At 41.9% G+C, this 15127-nt stretch carries 14 protein-coding genes; 6 read left to right on the forward strand and 8 right to left on the reverse strand.

All coding sequences use genetic code 11. The features are described from left to right. Positions 1-194: 194 nt before the first annotated feature. From OCU87_RS21430 to OCU87_RS21440, 3 genes are all read right to left on the reverse strand, one after another. Positions 195-548 (reverse strand): tRNA-binding protein, encoded by a 354-nt coding sequence (locus OCU87_RS21430; protein ID WP_261858430.1) that lies wholly within the window; start codon positions 546-548, stop codon positions 195-197. Positions 549-669: 121 nt separating this feature from the next. After that, complete coding sequence (locus tag OCU87_RS21435) at positions 670-1134, reverse strand: GNAT family N-acetyltransferase (RefSeq protein ID WP_261858431.1); 465 nt, start codon at positions 1132-1134, stop codon at positions 670-672. Positions 1135-1230: 96 nt separating this feature from the next. Continuing rightward, a complete protein-coding gene (locus OCU87_RS21440; protein ID WP_094958152.1) occupies positions 1231-1596 on the reverse strand; it encodes a hypothetical protein in 366 nt (121 codons plus the stop codon). 191 nt (positions 1597-1787) lie between these two features. Here OCU87_RS21440 and OCU87_RS21445 point away from each other — a divergent pair, with 191 nt between their 5' ends. The 4 genes from OCU87_RS21445 to OCU87_RS21460 all read left to right on the forward strand — a co-directional run bounded on the left by OCU87_RS21445 (position 1788) and on the right by OCU87_RS21460 (position 5355). After that, positions 1788-2675: a LysR family transcriptional regulator gene (locus tag OCU87_RS21445; RefSeq protein WP_094958151.1), complete on the forward strand. Its 888-nt coding sequence runs from the start codon at positions 1788-1790 to the stop codon at positions 2673-2675. A gap of 134 nt (positions 2676-2809) precedes the next feature. Next, positions 2810-3013 carry a DUF1656 domain-containing protein gene (locus tag OCU87_RS21450; protein ID WP_062687795.1) on the forward strand — a complete coding sequence of 68 codons (204 nt, stop codon included), beginning with the start codon at positions 2810-2812 and terminating at the stop codon, positions 3011-3013. A gap of 12 nt (positions 3014-3025) precedes the next feature. Then, positions 3026-3901: an HlyD family secretion protein gene (locus OCU87_RS21455; protein WP_261858432.1), complete on the forward strand. Its 876-nt coding sequence runs from the start codon at positions 3026-3028 to the stop codon at positions 3899-3901. A gap of 11 nt (positions 3902-3912) precedes the next feature. Then, positions 3913-5355: an FUSC family protein gene (locus tag OCU87_RS21460; protein WP_261858433.1), complete on the forward strand. Its 1443-nt coding sequence runs from the start codon at positions 3913-3915 to the stop codon at positions 5353-5355. Positions 5356-5472: 117 nt separating this feature from the next. Here the strand turns inward: OCU87_RS21460 and OCU87_RS21465 are convergent, their stop codons facing one another. The 5 genes from OCU87_RS21465 to OCU87_RS21485 all read right to left on the reverse strand — a co-directional run bounded on the left by OCU87_RS21465 (position 5473) and on the right by OCU87_RS21485 (position 11500). Beyond that, positions 5473-5688 carry a TIGR02450 family Trp-rich protein gene (locus tag OCU87_RS21465; RefSeq protein ID WP_261858434.1) on the reverse strand — a complete coding sequence of 72 codons (216 nt, stop codon included), beginning with the start codon at positions 5686-5688 and terminating at the stop codon, positions 5473-5475. A gap of 80 nt (positions 5689-5768) precedes the next feature. Continuing rightward, positions 5769-7196 carry a histidine kinase sensor domain-containing protein gene (locus OCU87_RS21470; protein ID WP_261858435.1) on the reverse strand — a complete coding sequence of 476 codons (1428 nt, stop codon included), beginning with the start codon at positions 7194-7196 and terminating at the stop codon, positions 5769-5771. A 143-nt stretch (positions 7197-7339) separates the two neighbouring features. Then, positions 7340-8002 (reverse strand): response regulator transcription factor, encoded by a 663-nt coding sequence (locus tag OCU87_RS21475; protein WP_062687697.1) that lies wholly within the window; start codon positions 8000-8002, stop codon positions 7340-7342. 172 nt (positions 8003-8174) lie between these two features. Continuing rightward, positions 8175-9470, reverse strand: a complete 1296-nt coding sequence (locus tag OCU87_RS21480) for an ABC transporter substrate-binding protein (RefSeq protein WP_390961492.1) — start codon at positions 9468-9470, stop codon at positions 8175-8177. A 50-nt stretch (positions 9471-9520) separates the two neighbouring features. Then, the gene (locus OCU87_RS21485) at positions 9521-11500 is read right to left on the reverse strand and encodes a HAMP domain-containing methyl-accepting chemotaxis protein (RefSeq protein ID WP_261858437.1); all 1980 of its coding nucleotides are present in this window, start codon (positions 11498-11500) and stop codon (positions 9521-9523) included. Between the two features lie 1060 nt (positions 11501-12560). Here OCU87_RS21485 and codB point away from each other — a divergent pair. Further along, positions 12561-13802, forward strand: a complete 1242-nt coding sequence (codB, locus tag OCU87_RS21490; protein ID WP_261858438.1) for a cytosine permease — start codon at positions 12561-12563, stop codon at positions 13800-13802. Between the two features lie 11 nt (positions 13803-13813). Next, positions 13814-15097: a cytosine deaminase gene (locus OCU87_RS21495; protein ID WP_315972489.1), complete on the forward strand. Its 1284-nt coding sequence runs from the start codon at positions 13814-13816 to the stop codon at positions 15095-15097. Positions 15098-15127 lie beyond the last annotated feature (30 nt).

A 15127-nucleotide genomic window follows, 5' to 3' on the forward strand; every position in this document is an offset into this window, starting at 1 on the left:
CGGTAGATGTAGGCAATGGACGTAAACGTTAATGTAAGAATAGAGGCGAAGTTTGGCCCAATCATATTGGGTGCTTTATGAGTATCAAAACCAATTCGACCAATGACCAAACCATTCTTGTCGGTGTATTAACAGAATTGGTATAACAGACGCTCAGCTCACTATTTTACGAAATCAAGCATAGGTCCAAGCTTCTAACCTGCTCGACTACCATTTGGCATCGGAAACTCGGGCATCGCTAAGCATGGAAGCTGCTTATCTGCATAGCCTATATCAAACAACATTCCCTGCGAAACCTCGCCTGCCATCTTCTGTTCAGGCAAATTAACGACAAATAAAGCCTGCTTGCCTTCAATTTCACTTGGGTTTTCACGCTCCTGCTTAATACCAGCAAGGATTGTGCGAGTATGATCGCCAAAATCAACCGTTAACTTCATTAGTTTTTTGGATTTTTCCACGTCCGAGACTGATGTGATAGTACCGACACGAATATCTAGTTTTTCAAAATCACTGAATGAAATAAGTTCTTTTATGGGTGCAGGTGTCATTTTTACCATCCTTTAAGCTGAAAGATCTATTTACTCTATCAAAAAAATACAGTGTGATGCGTGATCGTCCACACTTAACGTTATGATAAAAATCATTTTTATTGATAAGGCACAGGCTAAATTACAACCACTTCTCTAGTATGAAGTTATTCATATTTTGTCCTCTTACCGTGATTGTCTGTTCTCGCACGACGGTAAAACCGTAATGCTCGTAGAAAGGTTTAGCCGTGATGCTGACTTCTGAATACAAACGCGCGATAGCCCTTTTTATTGCCGTGCTAATAACATACTGCATTAGCGCCTTACCCACCCCTTTTCCCTGATATTGATGGTGACAAAAAAAATGATCAATCAAACCAGAGGCTTGTAGATCGGTATAGCCAACAATCACACCGTCAATTTCGGCAACAAAAGGTTGAATGCCAGCCATGCGCTGTCGCCAAATATCAAAATCAAAATTGTCTGGCGCCCACGCTTCAACTTGTTTTTGCGAATAATCCCGCGAGTTTACTGTTCGAACCGTATTAAAAAACAGCAACCATAAGGCTTTCGCGTCAGCAATAACATAAGGCCTAATTGTTATCATCGTCACTCCTGTTAACTCATCACGTTCCACTTATTATCTCTCTGCTAATAAACAATGCAGTCCATCAAAACACAATATCAGATGCAAGGTCACTAGCTAAAAAACCATGACATGATCCACCAAATAACGCCCGTTTTGATGCACAAGCACCATCTCAGCAACAAACTCACCTTTTGCTTTACTAAATGTCTGCTTCCAAACAAAAACAGCTGAGTCAGGACGTTTAAAAACGGCTACTGCTTCACGTAATGTAAATAAGCCTTTTTCTCGCTGATACTGCAAACAGACTTCCGTTAGGTGGTCAGGCGTAACAATGTCTCGCATGCGTGGTGTGAAATTTTGAGTATGCTTTGCATGATTAATTTCTGTCGATGCCGCCATCAGATTATCCATAATTGGATTAGCAATCGCCCATAACGCACTATCAGACATACCGCTGAAATCGCTTTCTATAACATCCATTATTCTCGCCTTTCCCCATTCAATTCTGTTCTTAACCTAATGCGTCCTAATAACACACACAAAACAGTTCACCATATAAATGTGCACCACGTGAACGACTTTCAAGACTCGCCCCTGACGCCAAAGTCTTTTATACACCATAGACATACAGTGCTACAGTTAGGGATGTTCTTTACTCAGCCAGTAGCTACATGAATTTCAGCCTAGAGCAACTCAATGCCTTCGTTACCGTTTACGAACAGGCCTCCTTCAGCAAAGCCGCGACTAAGCTCAATAAGCACCGCACCACTATGGGTCAGGTTATCTCCAATTTAGAAGATCAACTGGCAATAAAAGTCTTCGAGCGTATTGGCCGATCCGTCAAGCCAACCGAAGACGGTGAACTTTTATATCGCTATGCAAAACAAGCCATTGAACAAGCACGTACTTTTGATCGCGTCGCATTAAGCCTTTCTTACGGCGGGCTAGAATCCGTTACCATTGCATATTGCAGCTTTTTACCTAATAAAGTCCTGACCGATATTCGCGTCAATCTCGCAAAGTCCTTTCCGTCCATGCGTGTTAACTTTCTCGTTCGCACTAAACCTGAAATCAAGAAAGGCATCCAAGACGGTTCAATCCATTTTGGCATGGTTAACGTTCACCAGAGTACACTCATTAACAGTATCGATTATATTCTTCTTAACTATATTGCTTTCGCACCCTTTGTCGGAAAAAGCCACCCTATTGCCGCCATGCCAATCTCGGAGCAATACGGTGCATTAAAAACAAGCCGTCAGCTTGTGTTGAAATCACTAATCGATGATGAAATGGGAGATAAAGTCATTCTCTCACCCAACTATGAAGTTATCGAACAGCTGTCTTTAATTGTGAAGTTTGTAGAGCAAGGACTCGGCTGGTCATTACTGCCAACCAAAATTATCCAAGCTGAATATCTCAGTGAACATTTGCTCAAACTGTCAGCAGAACAATTAAAAGATGATTTAAAAATCCCTGTTGCCCTATGGTGCCCACATTCCAAGCAAATCACTAAAGTGAAAGAGAACATTGTCTCAACGATTTCTCAATATACCCAATAGTCACACTGCCTACGATTGATTGCTTTTGATGGATCCGATCCATCAAAAGCGATTACGAGTATCAACATTCTCCCGCTATCATAGAACGTCATTCAATTACTTCGTTTATTCGTCCAAAGGTGGCGCTAATTATGATGCCGCATGAAATTGCATTAGGTGAAGTGTACATCCCTCCACTTTTATTAGTTGTTGTCATCGCTTATGCGCTAGCAAGCTTTGTCTTTTTTATTGGCGGGAAGCTCGGGTTGTACCGTTTTATTGCATTTCCCATGATCGCAGAGCTGTGCTTAATGGTTATTTTTGTAAACGTACTCAGCCAATACATCACGATTTTTTAAGAGAAAGATTCAATGCTCAAACGTTATTTCGTCACCTTTATTTTAGTGGTGACAGCTTCAGTGATCCTCTATTCGCAATACCTCACTTACACTCAAAATCCTTGGACGCGCGATGGACAAATCCGTGCATATGTTATTCAAATCACCCCGCGTGTGACCGGGCAAATCAATAGAATGAATATTGAAGATAATGCGCAAGTTAAAAAAGGCGATGTGTTATTTGAGATTGATGCCAGTGTGTATAACAACAACCTTAAAAAAGCGATTGCAGGCCAGAAACAAGCGCTGGCTTTGTTAAATAAAGCCAAAAATGAAGAACGCCGATCACTGAATCTCGTCAAACGCACACCTGGTGCAATTCCAACACTGACCTTGAACAACCTGCACAATGCAGTTGAAACTGCACAAGCCAATGTTTTTGCAGCTGATGCTCTGATCGATGAAGCACAATTAAATTTAACCTATACAAAAATTACGGCACCAACAGATGGCTATATCACGAACTTGAGTCATCGCGTAGGGTCGCAGGTTGTCGCCAACACCCCTGTTGTGGCGTTGATCGACCAAAATAGCTTTTGGGTTGAGGGCTTTTTTAAAGAAACTGATCTCAAAAACGTAAAACCCACAGACAAGGCTTTGGTCACTTTAATGATGCACGATGATCTCCCACTTGAAGGTGAAATCAAAAGCATTGGCTATGGCATTGCGAAACAAGACGGCAGCACGGGCAATGCTTTGCTTCCAAACGTGAACCCTAACTTCCAATGGATCCGTCTAGCGCAACGGATACCAGTAAAAATACACCTTAATAATACACCTCAAGACTTGCAACTTCGTGTTGGCATGACGGCATCTATCAAAATAATGAAAAATAAAACAACAGAATAAGTGAGATCGTCATGCCGATTAGCCCATCGACAAAAAATGCAATCAAAGTTGCGGTATCTGTAGTGTTAGCCATTAGTCTTGCACTTTGGTTTCAATGGGATAAACCTTACTGGTCAGTGATCAGTATCATCGCCATGGCGGTAAATGAAACTTACGGCCACGCTTTACGTAAAGGTCGAAATCGCATGCTCGGTACGTTTTTGGGTATGGGCTACGCCGTCTTTCTTATTGGTTGCTTCTCACAAGATCCACTCCTATTTATTGTCTTCTACACGCTATTTTTAGCTTATTGTGTTTTTATGGCCGGTAACCAACGTTACGGGTATATGTTCACTATCGCTTTCGTTGTTTGCGCCATCATCGCCTCAATTGGTGGTTTTGATAGTACCAATACCTTTAATATTGCTGTATTGCGTATTCAAGAAACATTATTAGGGGTTGTCGTTTACTCCCTTGTCTTTCGCTTACTCTGGCCTCAAGAAACCGAAAGTCATTTCTTCTCAACGCTAAATAGCGTAGTAACGGATCTAAATAGTAGTTATTACACCTTACTTGATAACAAGAACCTTGATACAAGCACTATCGGCAATGTTCAGACGCAAATATATAAACTGCAAGAACTGCTGTCCCTTCCTTTAACGGGCAGTCATCAGCTTCAACATCAGCACCGGAAATGGCGATTCTTCGTTAGCGTGTGTCAACGAGTGCAATCACATATGGAGCATTTATCGCAGGGACAAAACACAGAATCGGAAAAGAACCAAACGGCTTATTCTGAAAAAGATTTACGCACTTTGGCCTGTGTACTATCGCTGCTGGATAAAGCAACAACAGGCGACGGTGATAACAATGGAAATAGTCATAAAGCGCTACGGCTCTATATTCAGGAGCATGCAGCCAAATTGAAAGTTCCGCTTCAGGAAAGCTCACCATCAACAACGGCAGCATTGGCGCAACAGCCGATGCTCAGTAACGAGACTAAAGCACGGCTGCGTAATGCATTCAAAGCTGTATGCATCTTGCTAACGTGTATGGGGTTGTGGATTTTTATTCCACTGCCTGGCGGAACAATATTCCCCATGATAGCTTCCGTTTTTGCGAATGTGATTGTATCTATGCCAGATAGCATGGTTAAGCAGGCTTTTTGGGGAACACTTGGCTGGGGAGCCGCGATACTTATACAGTACACACTTGTCATGCCAGGGTTTACAGAGTTATGGCAACTGGCGGGTTTCTATGGCGTTAATATATTTATCATTTGGAAGCTGTGTGAATCACCAAGCCTCGGAATACAAAAAGTGCTTGGCGGAAATTTACTGGTTGTTTTAACGATGAGCGCCTTACAAAGCACACCCAGCTATAGCATAGAAACACCCTTACTAATGCTGGTCAATGTCATGATATGCATGGCCGTTATTCGTTTTTATACTGGCTTATTTGCAAGCCAAGCATAAAGCTGTATGACGGCACTTGTAGTGGTCAACTAAGGCGATAAAAGTGCTGGGTAAAGGGCATCTAAGATTAAAACCTACTGATACGGCCGATTGTTAAGATCAGTTCAATTAGAGGTTTCATTTCCAGCCTTGCAGCCATAGATCTTCATTCATCAATTCACGCCAATCTATTTCCATTTGTCGCTTCGACATAACAGCCTCGATAATACATAGCTCAACAATACCCTCGTCATTAAATACTACTTTAATGACGATAAAGTGTTTCTCTCGGTTCTCAGGAGCTGTCGATGTCCACTTGCTATTATATAGTTTCTTCGGTGTGACTTTAGTCATCGTTTTCTTCCAATACAAACGTTAAAAAACTAGCCTATATGCCAAAACAATTATGAACTAAAATCAGAGACTATGGCCTGTTAGATCACGAACAAAAGGGTTATTCGTAATCCACCTTTCCTGCAATTTTCAGCTATCACGCTGCCTTTCATTACTGCCATAGATTCTTTGACTATCGCAAGTCCTAAGCCATTTCCACCCGACAGTTTATCTCGTGAATCTTCTATGCGCGTAAAAGGATCAAATATGCGCTTCAAATGCAAAGGAGAGATCCCGCACCCATCATCCGCTATTTCTAGTTTCACCTTACCATCCGCTTCATACGCTGAAACTCGAATAACAGCATCTTTACCTGCGTATTTAATGGCGTTGCCAATTACATTTTTAATAGCACGAGACGCTAATCGGCTATCGGCCATAACTAAGGGTAATGTTTTATCAACATAGCAACCAATTGTTTGTCCTGGTAGTTTACTATGTTGTGCTTCCAGCACATGTAAAGAGCAAAGAGCTTCCAGTTGCACAGGCACTAATTGAGGATCGTAGCTCGCATTTTCTAATCGACTAAACTCAAGGATTTCACTCACAAGATCGTTCATCTCGTCGGATTCCCGCTCTAGCCTATCCGCCATTACTTGTTGCTCTTCCGACAGATTACGACGAAGAAGATGAAGCGCAAGGCCATGGCGTGCTAACGGTGTTTTAAGCTCATGTGAAACATCTCGAATTAAGCGCTTTTGTTTTTCCGCAAGTTCATGGATACGATGCGTCATATGATCGAAATCTTTGGCTAACTCACTAAATTCTTTAACACTTTCACCGACTTCACTTGCTACTCGAACAGAAAAGTCACCTTCAGACAAGCGGCGGCTAGCTTCTTGAAGCTGAGTAAGCGGTCGCTGTAAATAACGCGCTAACAAGCCTGAAAATACAGTCAGAATCAACACAGCAATAACAATTTGGCTTAATGCAAAATAATAGCGAAAAGTGTGTGCCGGGTGCTTTTCATGCGGGAACTGAATAACAAGCTGATTACCGTTAGTTAATGGCACAGCAATAATAGGCTGGTTCACTCTATCATCTAAAATTGAGTCTAAACTGCGGATAAAATTGAGCTTGAACTTAAAATGTGGATGCATTTCACGTCCACTCAGTACGTTTTGCTGCGCATCAAGAACAAACAGGTAGTACTCTTGTCCTCTTTCCCAGTCTGCTAGTTCATCCATATCACCTTCTGCAATCATGATTTCAGCCTGCAGAGAAAGAGCAAGCATCTCGCTCTGTACTCGGCTTGGTACATGCAGAAGCGCTTTGATCAACGCATGTTCAGCAACGTTTTGCAGGCCTAATATCAGTAATAAGATGACAGCAAAATACGAAAAAAGCTTATAGGCTAAAGGGCCCTGACGCTTACGTTCAAAAAAGTCATGTCCCAACCATTTGCTATCCACGCTTAAATTGTCTGAGTTTTTATTTTTAAAGAGGTTGATACGTTGGAAATTAAACATGAGTTCTCAATGCAAAAGGCCACGCAATGCGCAGCCTTATGGATAAATAATGTCAGATATAGAAAGTATAAGCATCGTTTTAAAAGCTTTGATTACACGGTTTGATCAAAATGCCTGAATGCATTACCGAGTTAAATGCCGCTTTAAGAGGCCATCGCTAAGAAGCTATATCCTTTACCACGAATAGTTTTTATGTGCTGCTTAGATAAGCCAGATTGCACCATTTTCCGGCGAATATTACTAATATGCATATCAAGGTTACGATCGAATGGGCTTAGGTCTTTTTTGAGCACTTCTTTTTGAAGTTCGGCTTTAGACACCACAATTTCGTTATTTTTAATCAGATACTCAAGCAATTCGAATTCAGTACCAGTTAATGGCAAGCGAGCAATCTGCTGCGATAAATTCTGTTCATTACAATGCTGAGATTGACGTTGACGTTCAAGCCCTACCCGACGAAGGATCGCCGTCATACGTGCCAGCAATTCAGGCACACGAAATGGTTTGGGCATATAGTGATCTGCCCCAGCTTGTAAACCATCCATCATGGATGCTTCATCAGCTAATGCAGTAAGCATCAAGATAGGTGTAGCAAAACGCTGGCAAATACGCCTAGCGACTTGCATGCCATCGATGTTTGGTAGCATGACATCTAACAATACGAGATCGACGGGATAGTCTTGCATATAAGCTAAAGCAGTTTCACCACAGTGCCTACATTCAACATCATAACCCTCAGCTTCTAATACGTCAGCCAACAACTCGCAGAGCTGTACATCATCATCAATGACTAAAACACGGGACACATCAATTTCACCTTAATAAAAACTATTCGTATTTTAATTAACCTTTATAGTCGCTGCAATGATTAGCTTCATTTTTTATCATTCCAAGACGATGTATGTGTATAAGTAACAAAAAAGCACGTTTGCTCTTACACAAAAATGCTTTTTAGTAACCTTTAATGCGCTTATTGTATTATTGACAAACTAACGCTGACTTAGCATTTCTCTGAGGTTCATACCAAGTTACAAGGCCTTGTTGAATCGTTTGAGCGGCTTGAGCTGGTGTTATAGACCCGTTAATGACATCTGCACTGGTTTGCCACAACTGGTTTTCAAGTTCTGGTTTTCCGCGTGATAAAATTTGTGCTGAGTTACGAATCGTGGAATCACACTCATCTCGCCACCCTATCATTTCCGCCGCTATCGGATTTTTCACATCAAAAAAATGATTCGATAATGAGAAAAATCCCGGTAAAGCATTGGTCATCAGTTCTGCAAACTCCGCGGTAGTCATCCAGTTAAGAAACGCATTAGCCGCAGGATCATCCTTCGCTTTGCTATTTAAGCCCATCCCCAAGTCAGTATGATCACTGAAATAACACTCACCATTTGCTTTTTCTACTGGTGGTCGAAAAACACCGAGTTCTATGCTTTTATCAAAGGTGGAAATATCCCACGAACCTGTTGGGAAAATCGCAGCTTTACCCGATTTAAATAGCGCAATAGCATCGTTGTAACCGCGCTGTTGATACCCTTTGCCTAGATAAGACTGCCATGATGCAAGTTGAGCAAATGTTTGCTGATAAGCCGCATCAGAGAAACGTTCAGTACCGCGAATTAACGCTAAGCGGCCATCTTCTCCTTTCCAGTGATTAGGCCCAATATTTTGGAAGCCCATGGTGGCGGCTTCCCATTTATCTTTAGTGCCCATCGCTAATGGTATGTACTTGCCATTTTGCTTCACCCGCTCTAGCACTTGCGTAAACTGTGCGGTTGTTTTTGGTGCATCAATTTCCAGCTCTTTAAATACCGTTTTGTTATAGAAGAAGCCATGAATCACCGATGCCATTGGCAAACAAAATGTTTGTGCACCAGAATCAGTTTGCCACGGGCCTAATGCAAAACTAGGAAAGTTCTCCATTCCCGAGATTTCAGTAATATCACTAAAATACCCTTGTTTGAATAAAGACAGGGACGCATCGAATGGACGACAAGCGATCAAATCACCAGCCGTACCTGCCGCTAAATTTTCAGACAGCTGCGCGTTAAAAGTAGAAGGATCGGCTGGTGCACGATATTCCACTTTTATATTAGGATAATGTTGATTGAATGCAGGAATGATAGTGTTTTTCCATACTGCATCATCATTACGCCATGAATCAATCATAACGCTACCCTTGATACTCGTATCGGCGGCTATGGCTATATTGGTGGAAAAAACAGAGGCCAACACACTGAATACACCAGCGATTCCCCAGCGTGAGAACATCGTTGGCGAACGGCGCATAGCTTGCTTACTATTTAATAACATCATATTCCCTACACCTTAAAGCGTTCGATTAAGGTTTGTTGCTGAGACGCCAGTAACGACAGGGCCTCACTACTATCGGCAGATTCACGCGCTTCATTTTCTGCATTGTAAGCAACGTGCGCTATACCGTTAATGTGTTCAGCGACTTGCTGACTCACAGAGATTTGTTCTTCTGTCGCTAGCGCAACTTGTTCTGCCATCTCATTAATTTGCATCATACGATCGGCAATACTCTGTAAGGTTTGATCCGTTAAACGACTCTGCTCAACGCACTCATCCGTTTGCTGCTGGCTACGGGCCATAACAGAGACAACCTCAGCAGCGCTTTGCTGTAAGTTTTGAATCATATGTTGAATTTCTTCTGTCGATTGCTGTGTTCGGTTTGCTAGCGCGCGTACTTCATCAGCAACAACCGCAAAACCTCGACCTTGTTCGCCCGCTCGTGCTGCTTCAATCGCTGCGTTTAATGCCAGTAAATTCGTTTGTTCGGCAATCCCTCGGATCACATCTAAGATGCTGCCGATATTATTGCTAAACCCTTCTAGGTTGCGCGTTATACCTGCAGCTTCAGTAATGTCAGTCGCCAGGCGCTCTGTTATCAAACGGTTTTGAGCAACTTGATTACGGCCAGCTTGAGTTGCTGAATTCGCTTCATTGACTTCAACGACCGTCAAATCAGATGAGCGTGAAATTTCTTTTGCACTGACTTCCAATTCTGAAATGGCTGCAGCAACCTGATCCGTGCGGGCTTTTTGGTCTTCTACACGGCCCATTGCCTGTTCGCTGATATTGGCAGTTTTAGCGGCCTCATCCACTAAACGTGCTGAACCATGGTTAATCTGCTTTAAAATATCCGCCATGCTTTGCGAGAGTTGATCAATGGACTGCGATAATGCACCAAACTCACAAGCAGACTGGTAGTTTGTCCGCTGGGTCATATCCCCCGCTGTCATTTTACGTAAAACAACATTGATAGATTTTAATGGCGTATGAATACTTTTTGCTGTTGAGATAGCCACAATAATTGCCACGGCGGCTGAAATCAGAGCGCCAAGCATGATCATGAATTCTGCATTTGAAACCGCTTCATCGGCCATTTGTCGGCTTTGTGTCGCCACTTGGCGGGCATAACCTACATAGTTCTCTAATGCGTTTTGAGTGGTAGCAACATGATCAAGTGCTTGTTGGTTCTGATTTACAATTGCATGCTGTAATCTTTGCTGTTCTGCCATAACAGAAAGCAAGCCACTGTTACCTAACGTTAAGTCATGCACCTTATTTAAGTTTCGGCTATAACGCGCACGCACATCAGGTTCCACATTAATTCGCGCTAAGCGCTGACCTGCAATTTCAATATCTTTGGCTAATACTTTACCTAATGCGGCTAAATCAGTTTCTGCATTTGCACGACGTAAATTTTTCAAATCACGGCCAATACCACTCGTGATCAATTCAGCACGATTATGCATTGAACGTTTTACGCTCGCGCGTTGTAGTAGCAAATTAGCAGCCCATTGGTAGGTATCTTCTAAACGAAGAAACTGCTCATTAAGCTCTGCACGTTGCGTATTGACTGAAACCAGCTGGTTATGCAGTGAAATAACAGACTCTGCGGATAAGAAGAAATTGTCAGAGGCAATCAACACAGGGCGCAGCGCATCATGAGCGGATCCGCTGTTCGCTTGCGATATAACGTGCTTTTTAGCTTGTTCAAAGTCAGCTTTTGCACGCTCAAACGCTTGCTTTTTTGTCGTTAACGTTGAGAGTTCATTAGTCATTCTGTACTCCACCAGCATTAACTGGCTTTCCAGAAGATTAGCTAAAAGTTGGCTAGATGAAATAACCATCGGTGTGGAGTTTTCAGTGACATCAAGTAGACGGCTATGGATGCGATTGGTGTTGCTATAGCTAATACCGCCAACAATGGCGATCAAAAGGAACATCAATGCAAAGCCTGCAATAGTTCTTTGTACTATCGAGAGAGACATATTTTACTTCTATATTATGCGTTGCTGTAATGGTATGAACGTTACTGTTCAACACATCAGTATTTTATCAGCCGCCAATATACTTATTTCACACCTCGAATTAAAAACAATAAAATCAGATTTATTAGATAGATCACAGATTTATAAAAAGTAACCGTGGTTCGCGAATGCAGTGGCATTAAGGTTCTTTAGCACGATCCTCAATAAAAGTGACTTTTTTTCATGTTCTTTTTTCAGGAATTGAACTAAATCAAAACAAGCTATTTTTCGCTTATTTCTATCAAGCTAGAGTATTGACTTTACCAGATGCGGCATGATTTCTAGCCTGTGAGGATTTCCCACAGAGTTATTCACAGCTTCTGTGGATAACGAAAGATCTGTGATTAACTTTACCCACTATAAAAACAAACGACTCCCCCTCCTAACAAGGCGTACTAACCATTTGTTTTAAAATATTTTCCTCCTATTAAGGCACAATTTTTAATACCCTTATATAAGTCAAAATGCCCTGTTAATCATTATTTGAACTAAGCAGATGACATGAGCTTAACTTCTGACTTTTCCATAAATGAAAAACAGTTTTTCATTTATTTATAGTGAATTTTCAATTACAAGCTTATTTGCATAAAAGAGCGAATAGATACTCAACATTTATCTATAAGATCGACCACATCTCAATGTATTCATAATAAAAATACAATCATTTAGCGTTGTCAGTATCGCGTTAATAACCGATATGTTACCGATTGCATTACCCAATGCAAATATCACCCTTTATTCAATTAATCTCACATTCATCCATTTACCTCAATTAACCTTATGAAAATCGTTTGCTTTGCATTTATCTCATATAAAGCAAACGTTTTCACAATAAAACACAAAAAGAAGTAAACCAGTAAGATATTGATAAATAGTTATTTTTAATTAAAAGAATGACAAAATAACAAATAAAAATAAAAATCACTTGATAAGTTCGCTTATATCCATAGAATACGCGCCGTTTGGCTGAAATATGGCAACAATATTTTAATTTAGTGATAATCGACTGTAGAGGTTTTAAATGGCTGGCGACAATAACTATAGCTTAGGTCCCGTACCGCAATCGGCGCGAAAAGGGGTGCTATCACTAACGATGGTGATGTTAGGGTTAACGTTCTTTTCTGCCAGTATGTGGACAGGGGGGACATTGGGAACCGGGTTAACTTATGATGATTTTCTCCTCGCTGTTCTTATTGGTAATTTAATCCTCGGTATCTATACTTCCTTTCTTGGTTACATCGGCTCTTCTACTGGCCTCTCTACTCACCTTCTCGCTCGATTCTCTTTTGGTTCTAAAGGCTCTTGGCTTCCCTCTCTTCTTCTTAGCGGTACTCAAGTTGGTTGGTTTGGTGTTGGCGTGGCAATGTTTGCTATCCCAGTGCATAAAGCGACAGGCATCGATACCAACATCCTTATCGCCGTCTCCGGTTTATTAATGACAGTCACTGTATACTTCGGGATTGCCGCGTTAATGATCCTTTCTGCAATCGCAGTTCCAGCCATTGCATTACTAGGCGGCTACTCTGTTATCGAAGCCGTTGGCAGTTTAGGTGGCCTTGAGGGCTTAAAAGCAATCACGCCAAAAGACCCTATCGAATTCTCTACCGCACTGGCACTCGTCGTTGGCTCGTTCATTTCAGCAGGTACACTCACCGCCGACTTCGTTCGATTTGGTAAAAAACCCAAAGCCGCAGTGTTTATCACCATGATTGCCTTCTTTATTGGTAACTCTTTAATGTTTATCTTTGGTGCCGCAGGTGGTGCCGCAACGGGTCAAGCAGATATTTCAGAAGTGATGATTGCACAAGGGCTATTAATCCCTGCGATTATCGTGCTTGGTTTAAACATTTGGACAACCAACGATAATGCGCTATATGCCTCTGGCCTTGGTTTATCAAACGTCACAGGGATCCCAAGTAAATACCTGTCAATGATTAACGGTATTGTCGGTACTTTATGTGCACTATGGCTCTACAATAACTTTGTTGGCTGGTTGACCTTCTTATCGGCAGCTATTCCACCAATTGGCGGTATTATTATTGCGGATTTCTTGAAAAACCGTCATCGTTATAAAGATTTCGCAAATGCCGAATTTAAAACGGTTAACTGGGCAGCCATCATAGGTGTTGCTATCGGTGTTGCCGCTGGCCATTTCCTACCAGGTGTTGTTCCAATCAACGCAGTATTAGGTGGCGCATTAAGTTACTTAGTGCTGAATCCGCTTTTAAACCGTCACAATCAATCTGTTCAAGCTAACGCATAAGGTATATGACGATGCAACAGTCAGAAATGCTCATTAAAAACGTTACAATTCAAGGCAAGGAAGGCCTGCATCAAATCCTAATTGAAAACGGTCAGTTTTCTAACATTGCACCAGCTGATGAAGCTATTGCGTTTGATGGTTATGTGCTCGATGGTGAAGGTGGCATGGCTATGCCTCCTTTCTGTGAACCTCATGTTCACCTTGATACAACGCAAACAGCAGGTGAGCCTAGCTGGAATATTTCAGGAACACTTTTTGAAGGTATTGAGCGCTGGTCTGAGCGTAAAGCCCTTCTTTCGGTAGAAGATGTAAAAACACGCGCAAAACAAACACTAAAATGGCAAATCGCTAACGGTGTTCAACATGTGCGCACCCATGTCGATGTTTCTGACCCAACGCTTATTGCTCTAAAAGCAATGTTGGAAGTAAAAGAAGAAATGAAAGAATGGGTTGATATCCAGATTGTAGCATTCCCACAAGAAGGCATTTTATCGTACCCGAATGGTAAAGAACTGCTTGAAGAAGCAGTTAAATTAGGTGCCGATGTTGTAGGTGCTATTCCTCACTTTGAATTTACCCGTGAATACGGCATTGAGTCTCTGCACTTTGCTTTCGAATTAGCGCGCAAATACGACCGCTTAATTGATGTGCATTGTGATGAGATTGATGATGAACAATCGCGTTTTGTGGAAACCCTTGCTGCTCTAGCACACAAATACGAGATGGGCGATCGCGTAACAGCAAGCCATACAACGGCAATGCATTCATACAACGGTGCTTATGCGTCTCGCTTATTCCGTTTGCTAAAGATGTCGGGCATTAACTTTGTTGCCAACCCATTGGTGAACATTCACCTGCAAGGCCGCTTTGATGATTACCCGAAACGTCGTGGTATTACGCGCGTAAAAGAGATGCTAACGGCTGATATTAACGTCTGTTTTGGTCATGATGATGTATTCGACCCATGGTATCCGTTAGGCACTGCAAACATGCTACAAGTTCTGCATATGGGGCTGCATGTTTGTCAGGTAATGGGCTACGATCAGATTAACCAATCGTTAGATTTAATCAGTGTGAAATCGGCTCGTACGTTAAACATTCTGCCTGAATACGGTATTGAGCATGGCAAAGCGGCTAATTTGATTATCTTACCCGCTGAAAATGGCTTTGATGCGGTTCGCCGTCAGGTACCTGTGCGATTCTCTATTCGTGGCGGTCAGGTTATTGCTGAAACACAACCAGCAACAACCCACATTACATTAGATGAAAAAGAAGCGATTACTTTCCGTCGCTAATCGTTTGTAACGATTAACTATAAATGAACG

Origin of the sequence: Photobacterium sanguinicancri (assembly GCF_024346675.1) — a bacterium.
GTDB classification, from domain to species: Bacteria; Pseudomonadota; Gammaproteobacteria; order Enterobacterales; family Vibrionaceae; genus Photobacterium; species Photobacterium sanguinicancri.

Coding starts and splice junctions, on each gene's coding strand:
- OCU87_RS21460 (WP_261858433.1), top strand. CDS start 3,913: ATGCCGATTAGCCCATCGACAAAAAATGCAATCAAAGTTGCGGTATCT.
- OCU87_RS21435 (WP_261858431.1), bottom strand. CDS start 1,134: ATGATAACAATTAGGCCTTATGTTATTGCTGACGCGAAAGCCTTATGG.
- OCU87_RS21440 (WP_094958152.1), bottom strand. CDS start 1,596: ATGGATGTTATAGAAAGCGATTTCAGCGGTATGTCTGATAGTGCGTTA.
- OCU87_RS21430 (WP_261858430.1), bottom strand. CDS start 548: ATGACACCTGCACCCATAAAAGAACTTATTTCATTCAGTGATTTTGAA.
- OCU87_RS21450 (WP_062687795.1), top strand. CDS start 2,810: ATGCCGCATGAAATTGCATTAGGTGAAGTGTACATCCCTCCACTTTTA.
- OCU87_RS21495 (WP_315972489.1), top strand. CDS start 13,814: ATGCAACAGTCAGAAATGCTCATTAAAAACGTTACAATTCAAGGCAAG.
- OCU87_RS21445 (WP_094958151.1), top strand. CDS start 1,788: ATGAATTTCAGCCTAGAGCAACTCAATGCCTTCGTTACCGTTTACGAA.
- codB (WP_261858438.1), top strand. CDS start 12,561: ATGGCTGGCGACAATAACTATAGCTTAGGTCCCGTACCGCAATCGGCG.
- OCU87_RS21455 (WP_261858432.1), top strand. CDS start 3,026: ATGCTCAAACGTTATTTCGTCACCTTTATTTTAGTGGTGACAGCTTCA.
- OCU87_RS21465 (WP_261858434.1), bottom strand. CDS start 5,688: ATGACTAAAGTCACACCGAAGAAACTATATAATAGCAAGTGGACATCG.
- OCU87_RS21480 (WP_390961492.1), bottom strand. CDS start 9,470: ATGTTCTCACGCTGGGGAATCGCTGGTGTATTCAGTGTGTTGGCCTCT.
- OCU87_RS21470 (WP_261858435.1), bottom strand. CDS start 7,196: ATGTTTAATTTCCAACGTATCAACCTCTTTAAAAATAAAAACTCAGAC.
- OCU87_RS21485 (WP_261858437.1), bottom strand. CDS start 11,500: ATGTCTCTCTCGATAGTACAAAGAACTATTGCAGGCTTTGCATTGATG.